Annotated in this window: 16 protein-coding genes; 11 read left to right on the top strand and 5 right to left on the bottom strand. The window is 64.5% G+C overall.

The window, feature by feature from the left end:
- Positions 1-114 precede the first annotated feature (114 nt).
- Genes P8H27_RS16240 through P8H27_RS16230 form a run of 3 tightly spaced genes read left to right on the top strand, consistent with a single transcriptional unit; the run spans position 115 to position 3,095 of the window.
- A complete protein-coding gene (locus P8H27_RS16240) occupies positions 115-558 on the top strand; it encodes a tripartite tricarboxylate transporter TctB family protein (RefSeq protein WP_289638658.1) in 444 nt (147 codons plus the stop codon).
- A gap of 1 nt (position 559) precedes the next feature.
- Positions 560-2,068 carry a tripartite tricarboxylate transporter permease gene (locus tag P8H27_RS16235; RefSeq protein ID WP_289638657.1) on the top strand — a complete coding sequence of 503 codons (1,509 nt, stop codon included), beginning with the start codon at positions 560-562 and terminating at the stop codon, positions 2,066-2,068.
- A complete protein-coding gene (locus P8H27_RS16230; RefSeq protein ID WP_289638656.1) occupies positions 2,061-3,095 on the top strand; it encodes an AbrB family transcriptional regulator in 1,035 nt (344 codons plus the stop codon). The genes P8H27_RS16235 and P8H27_RS16230 overlap by 8 nt, the downstream gene beginning before the upstream one ends.
- Positions 3,096-3,232: 137 nt before the next feature.
- Here the strand turns inward: P8H27_RS16230 and ung are convergent, their stop codons facing one another.
- Together ung and P8H27_RS16220 are read right to left on the bottom strand one after the other, a co-directional pair.
- Positions 3,233-3,925: a uracil-DNA glycosylase gene (gene ung, locus P8H27_RS16225; protein WP_289638655.1), complete on the bottom strand. Its 693-nt coding sequence runs from the start codon at positions 3,923-3,925 to the stop codon at positions 3,233-3,235.
- A gap of 78 nt (positions 3,926-4,003) precedes the next feature.
- On the bottom strand, positions 4,004-4,885 hold the full coding sequence (locus P8H27_RS16220) for an AraC family transcriptional regulator (RefSeq protein WP_289638654.1): 882 nt from the start codon (positions 4,883-4,885) through the stop codon (positions 4,004-4,006).
- Positions 4,886-5,004: 119 nt separating this feature from the next.
- Here P8H27_RS16220 and P8H27_RS16215 point away from each other — a divergent pair, with 119 nt between their 5' ends.
- The 7 genes from P8H27_RS16215 to mmsB all read left to right on the top strand — a co-directional run bounded on the left by P8H27_RS16215 (position 5,005) and on the right by mmsB (position 12,904).
- Positions 5,005-6,498 carry a CoA-acylating methylmalonate-semialdehyde dehydrogenase gene (locus P8H27_RS16215; RefSeq protein ID WP_289638653.1) on the top strand — a complete coding sequence of 498 codons (1,494 nt, stop codon included), beginning with the start codon at positions 5,005-5,007 and terminating at the stop codon, positions 6,496-6,498.
- Positions 6,499-6,599: 101 nt separating this feature from the next.
- Positions 6,600-7,847, top strand: coding sequence for a substrate-binding protein (locus tag P8H27_RS16210; protein ID WP_289638652.1), 1,248 nt, complete (start codon positions 6,600-6,602; stop codon positions 7,845-7,847).
- Positions 7,848-7,853: 6 nt separating this feature from the next.
- Complete coding sequence (locus tag P8H27_RS16205) at positions 7,854-9,020, top strand: acyl-CoA dehydrogenase family protein (protein WP_289638651.1); 1,167 nt, start codon at positions 7,854-7,856, stop codon at positions 9,018-9,020.
- 152 nt (positions 9,021-9,172) lie between these two features.
- Positions 9,173-9,991 carry an enoyl-CoA hydratase gene (locus P8H27_RS16200; RefSeq protein ID WP_289638650.1) on the top strand — a complete coding sequence of 273 codons (819 nt, stop codon included), beginning with the start codon at positions 9,173-9,175 and terminating at the stop codon, positions 9,989-9,991.
- Between the two features lie 44 nt (positions 9,992-10,035).
- A complete protein-coding gene (locus tag P8H27_RS16195; protein ID WP_289638649.1) occupies positions 10,036-11,139 on the top strand; it encodes an enoyl-CoA hydratase/isomerase family protein in 1,104 nt (367 codons plus the stop codon).
- Positions 11,140-11,153: 14 nt separating this feature from the next.
- A complete protein-coding gene (locus P8H27_RS16190; protein ID WP_289638648.1) occupies positions 11,154-11,990 on the top strand; it encodes an oxaloacetate decarboxylase in 837 nt (278 codons plus the stop codon).
- Between the two features lie 29 nt (positions 11,991-12,019).
- A complete protein-coding gene (gene mmsB / locus P8H27_RS16185) occupies positions 12,020-12,904 on the top strand; it encodes a 3-hydroxyisobutyrate dehydrogenase (protein WP_289638647.1) in 885 nt (294 codons plus the stop codon).
- Between the two features lie 117 nt (positions 12,905-13,021).
- Here the strand turns inward: mmsB and P8H27_RS16180 are convergent, their stop codons facing one another.
- The 3 genes from P8H27_RS16180 to P8H27_RS16170 are packed head-to-tail and all read right to left on the bottom strand — an operon-like array spanning position 13,022 to position 17,918.
- Positions 13,022-14,326 (bottom strand): HlyD family type I secretion periplasmic adaptor subunit, encoded by a 1,305-nt coding sequence (locus tag P8H27_RS16180; RefSeq protein ID WP_289638750.1) that lies wholly within the window; start codon positions 14,324-14,326, stop codon positions 13,022-13,024.
- Positions 14,327-14,384: 58 nt separating this feature from the next.
- On the bottom strand, positions 14,385-16,541 hold the full coding sequence (locus P8H27_RS16175; RefSeq protein WP_289638646.1) for a type I secretion system permease/ATPase: 2,157 nt from the start codon (positions 16,539-16,541) through the stop codon (positions 14,385-14,387).
- Positions 16,542-16,574: 33 nt separating this feature from the next.
- Positions 16,575-17,918, bottom strand: coding sequence for a TolC family outer membrane protein (locus P8H27_RS16170; RefSeq protein WP_289638645.1), 1,344 nt, complete (start codon positions 17,916-17,918; stop codon positions 16,575-16,577).
- A 331-nt stretch (positions 17,919-18,249) separates the two neighbouring features.
- Between P8H27_RS16170 and P8H27_RS16165 the strand changes: the two genes are divergently transcribed.
- Positions 18,250-19,198, top strand: a 949-nt coding sequence (locus tag P8H27_RS16165; protein ID WP_289638643.1) for a retention module-containing protein, incomplete at its 3' end; no start/stop codon positions are given.

Genomic DNA, 19,198 nt, shown 5'->3' with positions numbered 1-19,198 from the left:
CTCGAAATGCTCATTTACAGACGTAAACTGCGCTTTCTCACCGCTTGCCGCCTTGCCTTCCCATCGCTCGCTACGCTTGCTCGAATCTCCTGACCTCGTCGAGGTACCCCAGTTATGTACGTCCGCCTGTTTTCCGCGGTCTGGCTGCTGCTTTGCGCCGGGCTCGCCGTTATCGCCTGGGGTTTCCAGGCGCCCTTCGCCTACGACCCGGTCGGCCCTCGCGCCTACCCCTTGCTGTTGCTGGCACTGATGAGCGCAGGCTCGCTGTGGCTGCTGTTCAAGCCGGGCGTGCTGCAGCAACAACTGCATCTGCCCAGCGCTAAACGCGCGCTGCTGTGCGTGCTGACCCTGCTGGCCTATGCCCTGACGTTCGAAGCGCTGGGCTTTGTCCTCAGCACCGCCCTGGCCACCTTCGCCATGGGCCTGTTGTTCACCGGCCGCCTGCTGCCCTGCGCCATCAGTGGCGTGCTGATGGGTGTGCTGCTGTTTGGCCTGTTCGATTTAGTCCTGGACGTGCCGCTGCCCCTCGGCCTGTTCGAAGCGTTGGTGGAGAGCTGAGATGGAAACCCTACATTTCTTGTTACAAGGCTTCGATGTCGCCACCCGCCCGAACAACCTGCTGGTGGCGCTGTTCGGCGCCTTCGTCGGCACCATCGTCGGCCTGTTGCCGGGCCTCGGCCCGATCAACGGCGTGGCCCTGCTGCTGCCGCTGGCCTTCGCCTTCGGCCTGCCGCCGGAAACCGCACTGATCCTGTTGGCCGCGGTGTACCTGGGTTGCGAGTACGGCGGCCGCATCTCGGCCATCCTGCTCAACGTACCGGGCGACGCCGCAGCGGTGATGACCACCCTCGACGGCTACCCGCTGGCGCGTCAGGGCAAGGCAGGTATCGCCCTGTCGCTGTCGGCGGTCAGCTCCTTTACCGGCAGCATCATCGCCACCTGCGGCGTGGTGCTGTTCGCCCCGCTGCTGGCGAAATGGGCGGTGGCCTTCGGCCCGGCGGAATACTTCGTGCTGATGATTTTCGCCATCGCCTGCCTCGGCGGCATGGTCGGCGACAAGCCGGTGAAAACCCTGATGGCCGCACTGATCGGCCTGGCCCTGGCGACCGTCGGCGTCGACTCCACCACCGGCGTGTACCGCTTTACCTTCGGCAGCGTCAGCCTGTCCGACGGCATCCAGTTCATCATCGTGGTGATCGGCTTCTTCAGCGTCAGCGAGATCCTGGTCATGCTGGAAAACACCCACAGCGGGCAGAAGGCGGTGAAAGCCAGCGGTCGCCTGCTGTTCAACTTCAAGGAATTCTGCGCCACCTTCTGGACCATGATCCGCAGCTCCCTGGCCGGCTTCGTCATCGGCACCCTGCCCGGCGCCGGCGCGACCATCGCCAGCGCCATGACCTACATGACCGAGAAGCGCCTGGCCGGCAGCGGCGGCAAGTTCGGCGAAGGCGACCTGCGCGGCCTGGCCGCCCCGGAAGCGGCCAACAATGCCTCGGCCTGCGGCTCGCTGATTCCCATGCTGACCCTGGGCGTACCCGGTTCGGGCACCACCGCGGTGATGATCGGCGCCCTGTCGCTGTACAACATCACCCCCGGCCCGCTGCTGTTCGAGCAGCAGCCGGATGTGGTCTGGGGCCTGATCGCCTCGCTGTTCATCGGCAACGTGATTCTGCTGGTGATGAACATCCCGCTGGTCGGCCTGTTCTCGCGCATGCTCAGCGTGCCCAACTGGATACTGGTGCCGGCGATCAGCGTGATCAGCATGGTCGGCGTCTACGCGGTGCACAGCACCACCTTCGACCTGGTGCTGATGATCGGCCTCGGGGTGTTCGGCTATATCCTGCGCAAGCTGGACTTCCCGCTGTCGGCAGTGATCCTCGGCTTCGTCCTCGGCGAGCTGATGGAAGACAACCTGCGCCGCGCCCTGTCGATCTCCGCTGGCGAGCTAGGCATCCTCTGGCAAAGCCCGATCAGCCTGTGCCTGTGGGCGCTGGCGGCGCTGATGCTGGCCCTGCCCGGCCTGCGTTGGTGGCGTGCGCGCAACAAGGCGCGCCTGGCCCATGCCTAAACTGCCCGCGGCGCTGCAGCACTGGCGCAGCTGGTGGCTCACGCCCCCGATTGGTCTGGCCGGCGGCTACCTGGCCAGCCTGATCGGCTGGCCGCTGCCGTGGATCATCGGCTCGCTGCTGGCGGTGATCGCCGCCCGTTGCAGCGGCTGGTTGGTCACTGAGCTGCCGGGCGGCCGGCAGACCGGTCAATGGCTGGTGGCCAGCGGCCTCGGCCTGCACTTCACCGGCGCGGTGATGGCGCAAGTGCTCAGCCATTTCCCGCTGATCCTCGCCGGCGCACTCGGCACCCTGCTGCTCAGCCTGATCGGCATTGCCCTGCTGCGCCGCGCCGGGGTCGACCGCGCCACGGCGTTTTTCGCCAGCATGCCCGGCGGTGCCAGCGAGATGGTCAACCTGGCGCAACGCCACGACGCGCAGATCGCCCGGGTCGCCGCCGCGCACAGCCTGCGCCTGTTGCTGGTGGTGCTGCTGATCCCGGCGCTGTTCACCTGGAGCCTGCCGCCCATCGAGCCGCCAGCGGCTGCGACTGTGAGCTGGCCTTGGCTGGCCGCACTGTTACCCGCCGGCGCGCTGCTGGCGTTGCTGTGGAAAAGACTCAGACAACCCAACCCCTGGATGCTCGGGCCGCTGACGGCGTGCGCCGTCGCCAGCGTCGGCTTCGACCTGCACATCGGCTTGCCGAGCGGCCTCGGCCAGGCCGGCCAGTGGCTGATCGGCTGCGCCCTGGGCTGCCACTTCGACCGCACGTTTTTTCGCAGCGCCCCGGGTTTTCTCGCCCGTATCCTGCTGTTCAGCCTACTCGCCATGCTCGGCGCCGCATTACTGGCACAAGGGTTCAGCGGGCTGGCCAGCCAAGACCCGCCCTCCTTGATGCTCGGCATGATGCCCGGCGGCATCACCGAGCTGTGCCTGACCGCCGAAGCCCTGCAGCTGTCGGTGGCGCTGGTCACCGCGCTGCAGGTGCTGCGGCTGTTCCTGGTGATGTTTCTGGCCGAGCCGTTGTTCCGCCTGTGGCAACGTCGCTAGCGCATATTTCGGCCACGTTTAGCCCGCCTCGCGCGGGCTCTTTTTTAGCGAATATTGCAATCGCCCCGCAGCCCACAACGCGAACGCCGGCGCAACCTGCACCGTGATCTGCTCGAGCCGCCCGGTGTCGCCTCCGCCTAAAGCGCCGGCAGACGCCAGTCGATAGGCGCCATGCCGTGCTGCACGAGGAATTTGTTGCAGCGGCTGAAGTGACCGTTGCCGATAAAACCGCGATGGGCCGACAACGGCGAAGGGTGCGGCGAACACAGCACCAGGTGCTTGCTCGGGTCGATCAGGCGCGCCTTGCTCTGCGCATGCTTGCCCCACAACAGAACGACCAGGTGTGGACAGTGCGCACTGACCAGCTCGATCACCCGGTCGGTAAATACCCCCCAGCCCTTGTCGGCGTGGGAGCCGGCAATACCGCGCTCGACCGTCAACGAGGTGTTGAGCAACAGCACCCCCTGTTCGGCCCAGTGCTGCAGGCAGCCATGGGCGGCGATGTCGATATTCAGGTCGCGCTTGAGTTCCTTGTAGATATTCAGCAGCGACGGCGGCGTGGCCACCCCCGGCTGCACCGAGAAGCACAGACCATGGGCCTGCTCCGGGCCGTGGTAGGGATCCTGGCCGATGATCACCACCTTGACCCGCTCCAGCGGGGTGGAGTTGAGCGCATTGAAGATCAGCGCCCCCGGTGGATAAACCTCCTTGCCGGCGGCTTTCTCCTGGCGCAGAAAGTCGGCCAGTGCCTGCATATAAGGCTTGGCGAACTCCTCGCGCAGGGCCGCTTTCCAGCCCGCTTCGAGCTTGATGTTATCGGCGGCGGTCATTGCCTGACTCCTGAGCGTGCGAACGGAAACGGCACGCTAGACAAGCGCCTGGGGCAAGTCAAGGCGCGGCCCGCCCAATCAGCCCTGGTGCAGCGCCCGGTAATGGCTGGGCGCCATGCCCACCACCTTGCGAAACAAGCGCGAGAAGTAATACACATCGTCATAACCCAGCTGTTCGGCGATCTGGCGGATGCCCTGCGCGCCTTCATCGAGCAAGCGGCAGGCATGGGCCATTTTCAGTTGGATAAAATCCTGGATAGGCGCGTGGCCGGTCAGGGCGCGGTAGGTTTTGGCGAAGTGAAACCGCGACAGCTTGAACTGCGCCGCCAGCTCATCCAGATTCAGGCTGCCATGCAGGTGGGCGCGCATCACCGCCTGCACCGCATCGACATCCAGCACCCGCCCCGATTTCAGCGTGGTCCGCGCCGGCAGCACCGCCAGCGAGGTCAGCAGCGCCTGCAATTGGTGCGCGGCATGGATAAAGTGCGGCAGGTGCAAACCCTGTTTGCGCAGATTGAGCAGCGCATCGAACTCGGCCAGCAGGCGCGGCTGCACGCCGATGCGCCACAGCGGTCCCTTGCCCAGAGGGCGGAGAAACTCCGCCACCAGCTCGCCATCGAAATGCACCCAGTACAGCGTCCAGGGCTTGTCGGGGTCGGTACCATAGGCGTGGGGGATGCCTTTGGGCAACAGCAACAGATCGCCCCCTGCGATAGCGATTCGTCCATCACCGGCCTCCAGCCAACCCTGGCCGGCACGGCAATAGATCAGCAGGTAATCGTCCGGCAGCGGACGATTCATGCGATGCCCACAGGCTTGCGGATAAAAACCCAGCGCCAGTGGAAAGCAGCCAGCGGCCAGCGGGTGGCGGCTCAAGGTGCGGCGCAAGCGCGGCGGGGTGATAAAGCGCACGCCGTTGGCCGGCAATGGCCAATTCGATGTTTCGACTCGAGCGCTCATCTGTCCTCCGCCAACTCAACAGCAAGATAGTCCATCCAGCGACCAAGATCGTCAATCCACAAAACCTCGAGAGGCGGCTATAACACTGACACAACGAGCGAATCCAAGCGGAGAGCGCCATGAGCAAGGCAATCGCGCAATTGATCGACGGCGAATGGCGCGAGAGCCGCGCGCGCGAATTCATCGAAGTCACCGATCCGGCGACCCAGCAAGTCCTGGCCCTGGCGCCCAAGGCCACTGCCGAGGAAATCGAGGCGGCCATCGCCAGCGCCAAGGCGGCCTTTGTCACCTGGCGCGAGGTGCCGGTGTCCGAGCGCGCCCGCCTGATGCTGCGTTACCAGCACCTGCTCAAGGAACATCACGACGAGCTGGGGCAAATCCTCGCCGGCGAAACCGGCAAGACCCTGGCCGATGCCAAGGGCGATGTCTGGCGCGGTATCGAGGTGGTCGAGCAGGCCTGCAATATCGCCAGCCTGATGCTGGGCGAGACCATGGAGAACGTCGCCGCGGGCATCGACACCGCCAGCTGGATTCAGCCGCTGGGTGTCTGCGTCGGCATCACCCCGTTCAACTTCCCGGCGATGATTCCGCTGTGGATGTTCCCGCTGGCCATCGCCGCCGGCAACTGCTTTATCCTCAAGCCCTCGGAACAGGATCCACTGACCCCCAACCGCCTGGCCGAACTGTTTATCAAGGCCGGTGCGCCCAAGGGCGTGTTGCAGGTGCTGCACGGCGCCCGCGAGGTGGTCGACAGCCTGCTCACCCACCCGGATGTCCGCGCCGTCTCCTTCGTCGGCTCGGTGCCGGTCGGCCAACACATCTACCGCACCGGTACCGCGCACCTGAAGCGCGTGCAAGCCTTCGCCGGCGCCAAGAACCATATGGTGATCATGCCCGACGCCAACCAGCAGCAGGTGCTGAGCAACCTGGTCGGCGCCAGTTGCGGCGCCGCCGGCCAGCGCTGCATGGCGATCAGCGTGGCGGTGTTCGTCGGCGAGTCGAAGCAATGGATCGCGGCGCTGCAGGCGCAGATGGCCGAACTGCAGCCCGGCTACTGGAGCGATGCCCACGCCGCCTTCGGTCCGCTGATCAGCCAGCAGGCCAAACAACGGGTGCTACGCCTGATCGCCGAGGGCAAGGCGGAGGGCGCCGAGTGCCTGCTCGACGGCTCGCACTGCGCGGTGGCGGGCTACCCCAACGGCAACTGGCTGGGCCCGACCCTGTTCCGTGGCGTCACGGCGAAGATGAGCCTGTACCGCGAAGAAATCTTCGGCCCAGTGCTGGTGTGCATGGAGGTCGACACCCTGGAACAAGCCATCGCCCTGGTCAACGCCAGCCCTTACGGCAACGGCACCTCGATTTTCACCCGCTCCGGCGCCGCCGCCCGGCATTACCAGCACGCGGTGGAGGTCGGCCAGGTCGGCATCAACGTCCCGGTGCCGGTGCCGCTGCCGTTCTTCTCCTTCACCGGCTGGAAAGGCTCGTTCTACGGCGACCTGCACGCCTACGGCAAACAGGCGGTGCGCTTCTACAGCGAGACCAAGACCGTCACCAGCCGCTGGTTCGATGAAGACGCCGTGGCCGGAGCGAACATGACCATTCAGTTGAAATGAGAACGGCGTAGGGCCTGTTAGACCAATAGACGATCTCGGCAATTAGTCTAACCGAGTAAAAAGTTCTTCTGGTTCCAACAAAAAGAACAAGGAGAGCTGTTATGCCACGACTGACTACCGCCCTGGCCCTTTGGGCTGGGCTAACCGCCTGCGCGCAGGCCGCAGAGCCGATCACCCTCGGCCTCAACTACCCGCGCACCGGCCCCTATAAGGAAGAAGGATTGGCCCAGATGCGCGGCGCCTTGCTCGCCATCGACGAGCTCAACGCCAAGGGCGGCGTGCTCGGGCGCCCGTTGCGCCTGTCCAGCCGCGATACCGCCTCGCGCCCGGCAAAAGCCGTGCACAATGTCGACAAGCTGGCCAGCGAGGGCGCGGCCATGCTGTTCGGCGGCTCCTCCAGCGCGGTGGCCATCGCCTCCGGCAAGCGCGCGGCGACCCATGGCCTGCTGTATTTCGGCACCCTCACCTACTCCAACGACACCACCGGCAAGGACGCGCACCGTTACCTGTTCCGCGAGTGCAACAACGCCTGGATGAGTGCGCGGGTGCTCGGCCAGTACCTGAACAAGCACCTGCCGGATCGACGCTATTTCTACGTGACCTCCGACTACACCTGGGGCCACACCACCGAAAACTCGCTACGCCAGACCACCGGCAGTGAAGATACCGGCAAGCACCCCGGGCTCAAGGTGCCCTTCCCCGGCGCGCGTCTGGCCGACTACCTGGACGCGCTGAACCAGGCGGCGGCGAGCAACGCCGAGGTGCTGACCCTGGTGCTGTTCGGCGAGGATCTGGTGCGCGCCATGCGCATCGCCAAGGATCTCGGCCTGACCGAACGCATGCAGATAGTCGCACCCAACCTGACCCAGAGCATCATCGAGCAAGCCGGTCCCGGCCTGATGCAAGGCGTGCTCGGCAGCGAGCCGTGGACCTGGCGCGTGCCTAAACTGGAGCAATCCGCCCAGGGCGAAGCCTTCGTCAACGCCTTCAGCGAGCGTTATGCGATGTACCCGTCCAGTTCCGCCGCCTCGGCCTACAGCATCGTCTATCAATGGGCCGATGCTGCCCAGCGGGCCAAGAGCCTGGACAGCGAAGCCCTGATCAAGGCCCTGGAGGGGCACCGCTACCAATTGCTCAAGGGCCCGCAAGAGTGGCGCGCCTTCGATCACCAGAACCTGCAGACGGTGTATGCCGTCAAAGTCAAAGCCCGCGCCGAGGTGCTCAAGGATCCGCTGAAACAGGACTACTTTGAAATCGTCGATCGCCTCGACGCCAGCCAGGCGGCGCCCAACCTGGCCGAATGGCAGGCCGAAAGACGCGCCGCCGGGCAACCCCTGACCCTGCAATGAGGATTTATGGATTTCGAACTCAGCGATGAACAACGCCTGCTGGTCGACAGCGCCCGCGCTTTCGCCAGCCGCGAACTGGCGCCGCATGCCGCCGACTGGGATCGCGACCACCACTTCCCGGTCGACGTTATCAAGCTGGCCGCCGAGCAGGGCTACCTGGCCCTGTACCTCGAGGAAGACGACGGTGGCCTGGGTCTGTCGCGGCTGTCCGCGGCGCTGATCTTCGAGCAACTGGCCGCCGGCTGCGTCGCCACCACGGCCTTCCTCACCATCCACAACATGGCGACCTGGATGCTCGCCTCCTTTGCCGAGCAGGCGCTCAAGGATCAGTGGCTGCCCGGCCTGGTCAGCGGCGAACTGCTCGCCTCCTATTGCCTGACCGAGCCGGATGCCGGCTCCGACGCCGCGCACCTGCGCACCCGCGCCAGGCGTGACGGCGACGACTATGTGCTCGACGGCAGCAAGTGCTTTATCTCCGGCGCCGGCTCGACCGAGGTGCTGATCGTCATGGCACGCAGCGGCGAGGACAGCGGCGCCAAGGGCATTTCCTGCTTCCTGGTGCCGGCCGATGCCGCCGGGGTGAAATACGGCCGCAACGAACTGAAGATGGGCTGGCGCGCCCAACCGACCCGCACCATCAGCTTCGAAGGCGTGCGCATCCCCGCCGGCAACCGCATCGGCCCCGAGGGCCAGGGCTTCGTCTATGCGATGCGGGGCCTGGACGGCGGCCGCATCAACATCGCCAGCTGCTCGCTCGGCGCGGCCCAGGCGGCGCTGGAGCAATCGCTGCGCTACGTGGAGGAGCGCAAACAGTTCGGCAAACCCTTGAGCGAGTTCCAGGCCCTGCAATTCAAGCTGGCCGACATGCTCACCGACCTCACCGCCAGCCGGCAGATGGTGCGTCTGGCCGCGCACAAGCTGGATCAGGGCCACGGCGAGGCCAGCCTGTACTGCGCCATGGCCAAGCGCTTCGCCACCGATCACTGTTTTACCCTGTGCAACGATGCGCTGCAGCTGCATGGCGGCTACGGTTATCTTAACGACTACCCGTTGGAGCGCTGGCTGCGCGACAGCCGCGTGCACCAGATTCTCGAGGGCACCAACGAAATCATGCGGCTGATCATCGCCCGCCGCCTGCTCGACCAGGGCGGTATGCTCGACCGCCTGCTGTAAGGTTCAACTTGATCGTTCCCACTTCCCGCGCGGGAACGCCGCCCCGGACGCTCCGCGTCCTGACACAGGGCAAGCGGGACGCAGAGCGTCCCAGGCTGGGTGCCCACGCAGAGCGCGGGCACCATCGGAACATACTGAAAACGAGGACACTTATGAGCCACGCCATCGAACCCTACCATCCCGGCGTTTTCGACCTGACCCACAAGATCACCGTGGAAAAGCACGGCCACACCGCGCTGATCACCCTCAATCACCCGCCGGCCAATACCTGGGATCGCGACTCGCTGATCGGCCTCAAGCAACTGCTCGAGCACCTCAACCACGACGACGACATCTACGCCCTGGTGGTGACCGGTCAGGGCGGTAAGTTCTTCAGCGCCGGCGCCGACCTCAACCTGTTCGCCGACGGCGACAAGGCCCGCGCCCGGGAAATGGCCCGACGCTTCGGCGAAGCCTTCGAGGCGCTGCGCGACTTCCGCGGCGTGTCGATCGCCGCAATCAACGGCTACGCCATGGGTGGCGGCCTGGAATGCGCCCTGGCCTGCGACCTGCGCATCGCCGAACGCCAGGCACAAATGGCTCTGCCGGAAGCCGCGGTAGGCCTGCTGCCCTGCGCCGGCGGCACCCAGCACCTGGCCTGGCTGGTCGGCGAAGGCTGGGCCAAGCGCATGATCCTCTGCGGCGAGCGCATCGACGCCGAAACCGCGCTGCGCATCGGTCTGGTCGAACAACTGGTCGACAGCGGCGAAGCGCGCGGCCATGCCCTGCTGCTGGCGGCCAAGGTCGCGCGGCAAAGCCCGGTGGCGGTGCGCACCATCAAACCGTTGATCCAGGGCGCCCGCGCACGCAGCCCGAGCACCTGGCTGAGCGAGGAGCGCGAGCGCTTCATCGACCTGTTCGACGCCGACGACACCCGCGAAGGGGTGAACGCCTTCCTGGAAAAACGCGCGCCGCAGTGGCGCAATAAATAAGCCTATTCCCGCAGGGTGCGCCGTGCGCACCAGGAATCCGCGACATGAACGTGATTTTCGAAGAACCGCACAGCCTGCATGGCTTTCGCATCGGCATCGCCAGCCTGGATGCAGAAAAAAGCCTGAACGCCCTGACCTTGCCGATGATCGAGGCACTGGATGCCAAACTCGCGGCCTGGGCGGATGATCCGAGCATCGCCTGCGTGCTGCTGCGCGGCAACGGCACCAAAGCCTTCTGCGCCGGTGGCGACGTGGTGCAACTGGCGCAGCAGTGCCGCGAACACCCCGGCGAAGTACCGCCCCTGGCGCGACGCTTCTTCGCCGACGAATACCGTCTCGACCATCGCCTTCACAGCTACCCGAAGCCCTTGATCTGCTGGGCCCACGGCCATGTGCTGGGCGGCGGCATGGGCCTGATGCAGGGCGCCGGGCTGCGCATCGTCACCCCGTCGAGCCGTCTGGGCATGCCGGAAATCAATATCGGCCTGTACCCGGACGTCGGTGGCAGCTGGTTCCTCCCTCGCCTGCCGGGCAAGCTCGGGCTGTTCTTCGGCCTGACCGCCAGCAGCATCAACGCCCGCGACGCCCTGGATCTGGATCTGGCCGACCGTTTCCTGCTCGACAGCCAGCAGGACGCCCTGATCGAAGGTCTGGTGCAACTGAACTGGCAGGAACAGACCCGGCTGCAACTGCACAGCCTGCTCCAGGCCCTGCAGCACGAAGCCCTCGATGAGTTGCCGGAGGCCCAATGGCTGCCGCGCCGCGAACGCATCGACGCGGTGCTCGACCAGGCCGATCTACCTGGCGCCTGGCGCGCCCTCAGCGCCCTGCACAACGACAGCGACCTGCTGCTGGCGCGTGCCGCCAAGACCCTGGCCGGCGGCTGCCCCCTGAGCGCGCACCTGGTCTGGCAGCAGCTCGCCCGGGCCAAGTACCTATCCCTGGCGCAAGTGTTCCAGATGGAATACGCCATCAGCCTGAACTGCTGCCGCCACCCGGAACTGGCCGAAGGCGTGCGCGCCCGGCTGATCGACAAGGATCAAGCCCCACGCTGGCACTGGCCGGATATCGCGAGCATTCCCGAGGAAGTGATCGAGGCGCACTTCGCCGCGGCCTGGGAAGGCGAACACCCATTGCTGGATCTGTGACCGGGAGCAAGCCCATGCCCAATCAACTGCAACGGGCCCTGGCCCTGCAGCAACTGCATCAGCGCCCTGGCTGCTTCGTCATCCCCAACCCCTGGGATGCCGGCTCAGCCAAGGCCTTGGCCGCCCTCGGTTTCGAAGCGCTGGCCACCACCAGCGCCGGCCTGGCCTGCAGCCTGGGCCGGCGCGATGGAGAAGGCCTGATCAGTCGCGAGGAGACGCTGGACAACGCCCGCACGATCATCGCCGCCACCCGCCTGCCCGTCGCCGCCGACCTGGAAAACGGCTTTGGCGACAGCCCACAGGCCTGCGCCGAAACCATCCAGCAGGCGGCCCTGAGCGGCCTGGTCGGCGGTTCCATCGAGGATGCCAGCGGCCTGGCGGACGCCCCCATCTACCCCTTCGAATTGGCGCTGGAACGCATCCAGGCGGCGGTCGCGGCCGCCCGCTCCCAGCCCTTCCCTTTCACCCTCTGCGCCAGGGCGGAGAATTTCCTGCATGGCCGCACCGACCTGGCCGATACCATCCGCCGCCTGCAGGCCTACGCCGAAGCAGGTGCGGACGTGCTTTACGCACCGGGCCTGCGCAGCCGCGAAGAAATCGCCGCGATGGTGCGCGCCGTGGCGCCCAAGCCGGTCAACGTGGTGATGGGGCTGGCTTCACCCAGCTTCACCGTCGCCGAGCTGGCGGAGCTGGGCGTCAAGCGCATCAGCCTGGGCTCCTCCCTGGCCCGCGCGGCCTTCGGTGCCTTCCTGCGCGCCGCCGAAGAAGTTCGTCAGCACGGCAGCTTCACCTTCGCCGAACAGGCAGAGCCTTTCGCCCGCATCAATACGCTGTTCAGCGCGCAACGCTGAGCCCCACACCACAGGCCAGGAGAACAACCATGACGCAAATCGCCTTTATCGGCCTCGGCCACATGGGCTTGCCCATGGCGCGCAACCTGCTCAAGGCCGGCTTCAAACTCAGCGCCTTCGATCTGGTGCAAGCGGCTGTCGACGAACTGGCCAAGGACGGGGCGCAAGCCGCCAGTAGCGCCGTCGACGCCGTGCAAGGCGCGGCTGTGGTGATCAGCATGCTGCCGGCCAGCCGGCATGTCGAAGCACTCTACCTGGGCGAGAACGGCCTTCTCGAGGCGCTCAAGCCCGGCACCCTGGTGCTGGAATGCTCGACCATCGCCCCGCAATCGGCGCGCAAGGTACACCAGGCCGCCACCGAGCGCGGCCTGGCCCTGCTCGATGCGCCGGTTTCCGGCGGTACCGCCGGGGCGGCGGCCGGCACTCTGACCTTTATGATCGGCGGCGCAGCGGCCACCCTGGAAAAAGCCCGTCCCGTTTTTGCCGCCATGGGCAGCAACATCTTCCACGCCGGCCCGGATGGCGCCGGCCAGGTGGCCAAGGTGTGCAACAACCAGGTGCTGGCGGTGCAGATGATCGCCACCGCCGAAGCCATGGCCCTGGGTGTGGCCAACGGCCTGGAGCCGGCGGTACTGGCCGAGATCATGCGCCAGAGCTCCGGCGGCAACTGGACATTGGAGAAATACAACCCCTGGCCCGGGGTGATGGAAAACGCCCCGGCCTCCAAAGGCTATTCCGGTGGTTTCATGGCCGAGCTGATGGCCAAGGATCTGGGCCTGGCCCAGGAAGCCGCGCAACTCAGCGGCAGCAGCACACCGATGGGCGCCCTGGCCCTGCAGCTGTATCGCCTGCTGCTCAAACAAGGCAAGGGCAAGCAGGACTTTTCGGTGGTGCAGCAGCTGTTCGTCGAGTAAGCGCAGGGCTACGGGCCGCTCGTGTAGCGCGGGTGCAATCCGGGCTACGAGGCTACGATCTGCAGATAGCAAAAAGCCGCAGATACCTGCGGCTTTTTCATCTGCCCATAGCTCCGATCAGCGCTCGCGCAACGCCTCGGCACGGGCACGGATGATCGGTTTGAGCAGGTAACTGAGCACGCTTTTCTTGCCGGTGATGATGTCTACCGAGGCGACCATGCCGGGAATGATCAGCAACGGATGTTCTTCGCTGCCCAGGTGGCTCCTGTTGGTGCGCAATTTGATCACGTAGAAGCTGTTGCCATCGTCGTCGGTCACGGTGTCGGCGCCGATCTGCTCCAGCTCGGCCTTGAGTCCGCCGTAGATGGTGTAGTCATAGGCGGTGAACTTGACCATGGCCTCCTGCCCCGGATGGAGGAAGGCAATGTCCTGCGGACGGATACGCGCCTCCACCAGCAGGTTCTCGCCCAGCGGTACGATTTCCACCAGGTCGCTGCCCGGCTGAATCACCCCGCCGATGGTATTGACCAGCAGCTGCTTGACGATACCGCGCACCGGTGAGGTGACCAGGGTGCGATTGACCCGATCCTCCAGCGCCTTGCCGGTCGACTGGATCTTGCTCAGATCGGTGCGCGCCTCGTTCAACTGGGTCAGCGCCTCGCTGCGAAAACGCCCGCGGGTTTCGTCGATCTTGCGCTCGACTTCCTTGATCGCGGCCTCGGCACGCGGCATCGCCAGGGTGGTGGCCTGCAACTGGCCGCGGCTCTCCACCTCGGCACGCTTCAAGCGCAGCACTTCAACCGGAGAAATCGCCCCCTCGGCCACCAGGGGTTCGGACATGCGAATTTCCTGGCGCAACAGCTCCAGGCTGCTGCGGAACTGGTTCTGCTTGGAAGCAAACTCGCGCAGCTCCTGGCGTCGCTGAGTCAGTTGTTCTTCCAGCCCGGCCACCTCGTCCTGCAGCTGCTGGCGCCGGCTGTTGAACAACTGCTCCTCGTTCTCGGCCTGACGCGGTACCTTCTCGCGCACTTCCTCGACCACCAGCAATTCGCGCCCCTGCACTTCCGCGCTGAGGCGTTCGACCCGCAGCAGCAGGGCCAGGCGGTCGGCCTCGGTCTCGCCGACGTTGGAAGCGAATCGCGTGTCATCCAGACGCAGCAGCGGATCGCCGACATTGACGATCTGCCCCTCGCGGACGAACAGTTCGGAAACGATACCGCCTTCCAGGTTCTGGATTTTCTGCAGGCGCGAGGAAGGAATCGCCTTGCCGTCGCCACGGGTCACTTCGTCGACCACGGCGAAATGCGCCCACAGCAAACAGAAGGCCACGAAGGCAATCAAGCCCCAGATGGTCAGGCGAATGACCCTGGGCGCATCCTCGATCAGCGCCTTGCTGACTTCCGGCAGGGGTTCATCGCCCATGGCGTCATGGCTGCCGAAGTAAGATGCCAAGGTTTGCCGCAGACCTTTTGACGACGGTTTAGCTGACACTGATCTGCCCCTTTTTCAGCGCTTCCATGACACTGCCTTTAGGGCCGTCGGCGATGATCTGCCCGCGGTCGACGATGATCAGCCGGTCGACCAGACTGAGCATGGAGGCACGGTGGGTAACCAGCAGCAGGGTCTTGCTGCCGATAACGGCCGCCAAACGCTGCTTGAGCCGCTCTTCGCCGGTGTTGTCCATGGCGCTGGTTGGCTCGTCGAACAGCAGGATTTGCGGATCGAGCAACAACGCCCGGGCCAGGGCCACGTTCTGCCGCTGCCCACCGGAAAGGTTCTGCCCCCGCTCGCCGACCTGCAGTTCGTAGCCCTTGGGATGCAGGCGCACGAACTCATGCACCCCGGCCAACTCGGACGCCTGCAAGACCAGCTCATCCTCCACGTAGCGCGCGCCCGTCACCAGGTTGTCGCGCAGCGTGCCGGAAAACAGCTGGATATCCTGGGGCACGTAGCCGATGTTGTGGCGCAGATCGCTGACGTCCAGCTGGCGCACATCGACGCCGTCGACCAACAGGCTGCCGGCATCCGGCTGATACAGACCGACGATCAGCTTGGCCAGCGAACTCTTGCCGGAGCCGCTGCGGCCGATGATGCCGATCTTCTCGCCGGGTCGCACCACCAGGTTGATGTTCTGCAGGGCGGCCTGCTGCTGATCCGGATAATGGAAATCCAGCTGGCGGAACTCGATGGCGCCCTGCAATGCCTGACGTTTGAGCGGACGCTCTTCTTCCTGACGCTCCTGCGGCAGGGTCATCATCTGATTGACCGAGTCGAGGGTGACGCGGGCCTGCTGGTAACGGGTCAACAGACCGGACAATTGGGCCAGGGGGCCGAGCGCACGGCTGCTGAGCATGTAGCAGGCAATCAGGCCACCCATGCTCAGTTGGCCGTCGATGATCTGGTAAACGCCGAAGACGATCACGATGACGCCGGCCAGTTGCTGCAGCAGCATGGTCGCATTCATCGCCAGACTGGAGAGCATGCGCGCACGCAACTCCAGGCGACTGAGGGTGCCGATGGTCTGCTCCCACAGATACTGGCGCTCGCTCTCGGCATTATTGACCTTGACTGCATCCAGTCCGGCGAGGCTTTCGATCAGGCTCGACTGCCGCTCGGCGGCCAGCGCCATGGTGCGCTCCATGGTTTCCGCCAGGGGCCGCTGCAACGCCCAGCCGATCAGGGCGACCAGCGGAAAGGCCAATACCGGAATCCACACCAGATGGCCGCCGATCATCGCGATGACCGCCAAAATCAACAGGGTAAAGGGTAGATCGATGACACTGGCCAGGGTCAGCGAGGCGAGGAAATCGCGCAGGCTCTGAAATTCATGGATGTTCTGGGCGAAACTACCGACCCTTGCCGGACGGAACTTCATGGCCATGCCGACGACACGTTCGAACAGCGTCGCCGAAATGATCAGGTCAGTCTTCTTACCGGCCAGATCCAGGCACAGACCGCGCAAGGTCTTCAGCAGCAGATCGAACAGATACACCCCGCAGATACCGATCGCCAGCACCCAGAGCGTGGCCTCTGCCTGGTTGGGCACCACCCGATCGTAAACATTCATGACGAACAGCGGCGTGACCAGGCCGATCAGACTGATCAGGAAACTGGCCGCGATAGCGTCTATATAGAGCCAGCGGGAGCGTTTGAGGGTGTCGCGAAACCAGGAAGTGGCCCGTGGAATCAACTCGCCGCGGTTGAAATCGAACTTGTGCAGCGGCTGGGCAAAGAACACCTGGCCACTGTAATCCTCGGCCAACACCTCGGCACTGACGAGGACTTCACCACCCTCGCTCTCGCTGGGCATGACCCGCGCACGGCCCTGCTCGTCCCAGCCGAGCAACACCGCGCTGCGACCTTCGTGCAGCAACAACAGGGCGGGCATGGCCAGCGCCGGAATTTGTTGCAAACCGCGGCGCAACCAGCGCCCTTGCAAGCCGGCGCGGGCCGCCGCACGCGGTAGCAAATCGACACTCAGGCGCTGTTCGGGCAGCGGCAAGCCAGCGGTGAGCATGGCGCGGCTGACCGACTTCTGGTGCAAGCCACAAAGTGACAGCAAGCTGTCGAGCAGTGGGTCATCGTAGCGATCGCGCGGATCGCTACGGGTCGGGGCCTGGCTGACTTCTACTGCCACAAAGGTTCACTCATGCTCGAAGGAAAGCCGCTCTCAGTTCAGGCCCGGCAGTGTCACCTTGGCCTTGACCACATCCAGCGGTGCCGCGGCCATGGGTGCGACTACACCTTGGCTTTGCAGCAGGGAGCCCATGGTCGCCTTGATCCGGTATTGAGTAAACAGTTCCGTGAAGCGCACTTCTTCCAGGCGGCGCGCAGCGGTGAACAGTTCGTTCTCGCTGTCGAGCAGATCCAGCAGGGTTCGTTCGCCCAGGCCGAACTGCTTCTGATAGGAATCGCGAACCCGACTACTGTAATCGACATATTGCTGAGCGATAGGCAATTGTTGACGCGCATTCGCCAGGGCGTTCCAGGCCAGGCCAAGATCTTCGATCAGTACGCGCAAGGCGTTATTGCGAACATCCATGGCCTGGTTGATCTGGTGCGCCTTGGACTGCAAGTCGGCCTTGTTGCTGCCGCCAGCGAACAGGTTGTAGCGCATGCGCAGCATCGCCTGCCATTCATTGCTATGACCAGACACGCCATCCAGGTTGTTATCCATTCCGCGCGACAGTTCGGCATCGAAACGCGGATAAAACGCCGACTTGGCCGCCTCATACTGCTGCTCGGTAGCCTGCACATCGGACTCGGCCGAACTCAAAAACGGGTTGTTCGCCAGCATTTCTTCACGAGCGGTCTGCAGGCTTTCCGGCAAACGACCCGGCAGCCCTTGCGGCATGCTCAACTCACTGGGATCGCGACCAACCACGCTGTAATAATTGACCTGCGCGTCGGCCAGATTGGTCTGTTCGGTGATCAGGTTGTTCCGCGCCTGAGCCAAGCGCGCCTCGGCCTGATCAAGATCGGCCATACGCCCGACTCCGCGTTCGCTGCGCAGCGAAATCTGGTCGTAGATGCGCTCGTGGCTGCGCAGGTTATCCGCCGCCAGACGCACCAAATCCTGACGTTTGAGCACTTCCAGATAAACTTGCACCACGGTCAGCGCCGTGCGCTCGGACGTGCCCAACAACTCATAGGCACGGGCATTGACAGTCGCCCGCTGGCGGCCGACTTCGCTGCTGGTGGCAAAACCGTCGAACAGCATCTGCTGCAAGCGCAGGCTCGACTCGCCGCGGGTCAGGGTCTCGGTGTTGTGGGTAAGCCCACGAGTGCCCGGAGTGTCGCTGCCCTCGCGGCCATAGCCGGCAAGCAGGTCGACCTGCGGCAGATAACCGCCCTGGGCCGCCTTCATCTGCTCCTCGACGGACAGACGTGCATTGATCCCCGCCTGGATTTCTGGATGCACCTCAAGAGCGCTCTGCATGGCCTCATTGAGTGTTTGGCCGTGGGCCGACAGAGAAACAGCCAGAGCCAGGGGAAGCAGAGCTGAGAAACGCATGATAGATAAGATTCCTTTCAGTCAGAAGGGGGCTGACGGCATACTGGAAAAGTGGATTAATGCACGGCAATTCAATCAACAAAATCACTCATTCACCCTTGTCAGGTGGCGGATGCAGCATGAGCAACCAGATCAATATCAAAGTGACATCAGCGATAGCGAGTGTGTATCATCGCGAAAGAGTGGTCAATAGTTTGGCATGGTAGCATTCCTAATCGGAACAGAACCACACCGCTGACGCCATTAAATTGGCACGTCAATTCGGCGCTATCCTGACCTATGTAGCATTAATCAAGGATCACACCACGCCCTGCGCGTCTGGAGCTTAAGCATGAGCAATTTTGTCGCAGTCATTAAAGGTCTTGTGGGCCAGGTATTTGTTGTTTCCCTCGACGGCCTCAAGCGGCAAGTGTTCGAAGGTGAACGCCTGTTCCAGGGCGACCAGGTAGTGACCGCATCAGGCGGCTCGGCAACCTTGCAACTGGCCAATGGCGATGTGATCGATATTGCTGCCAACGGCAACTGGCAAGCTGCAGGCGATCAACCCTCAGAACCAGCAGAGGCGGCGCAAGAGCCTACCTCCGAACTGGAACAAGCCATCGCCGCCGGCTTCGACCCGACAGCCGACCTCGAACCTACCGCCGCAGGCCCGGGTGCGACAGGTGGTGCAGGCGGCGCGGCAGGCGGCGGCCTCAGCTTTGTGATGCTGAATGAAACGGGTCAGCAGCTTGATCCGACAATTGGGTTTGAGACTGCAGGGCTGGACTTCAATGACTCTGTCCAATCTGAGCAACTCGGTATCGACGCTCAAAACGCTGTCGTAGTTGCCGACACCCTGGTCGCCGCACCGACCCTCAGCCTCGACACCGACAGCGGTGTGGCCGGCGATCTGATCAGCAACGACGGCAGCTACAGCGTCAGCGGCCTGGAAGCCGGCGCCACCGTCGAATACAGCACCGATGGCAGCACCTGGAGCACTACGCCTCCGGTTGCCGTCGAAGGCAGCAACACCATTCACGTGCGTCAGACCGATGTCGCCGGCAACACCTCGGCGCCGTCCAGCCTGACCTTCACCCTCGACACCCTGGTCGCCGCGCCGACCCTCAGCCTCGACACCGACAGCGGTGTGGCCGGCGATCTGATCAGCAACGACGGCAGCTACAGCGTCAGCGGCCTGGAAGCCGGCGCCACCGTCGAATACAGCACCGATGGCAGCACCTGGAGCACTACGCCTCCGGTTGCCGTCGAAGGCAGCAACACCATTCACGTGCGTCAGACCG

The organism is Pseudomonas sp. sp1636 (genome assembly GCF_030376615.1).
Lineage (GTDB): Bacteria > Pseudomonadota > Gammaproteobacteria > Pseudomonadales > Pseudomonadaceae > Aquipseudomonas.
Note: the sequence above shows the minus strand (reverse complement) of the source record. Positions and strands in the feature narration are given on the sequence as shown.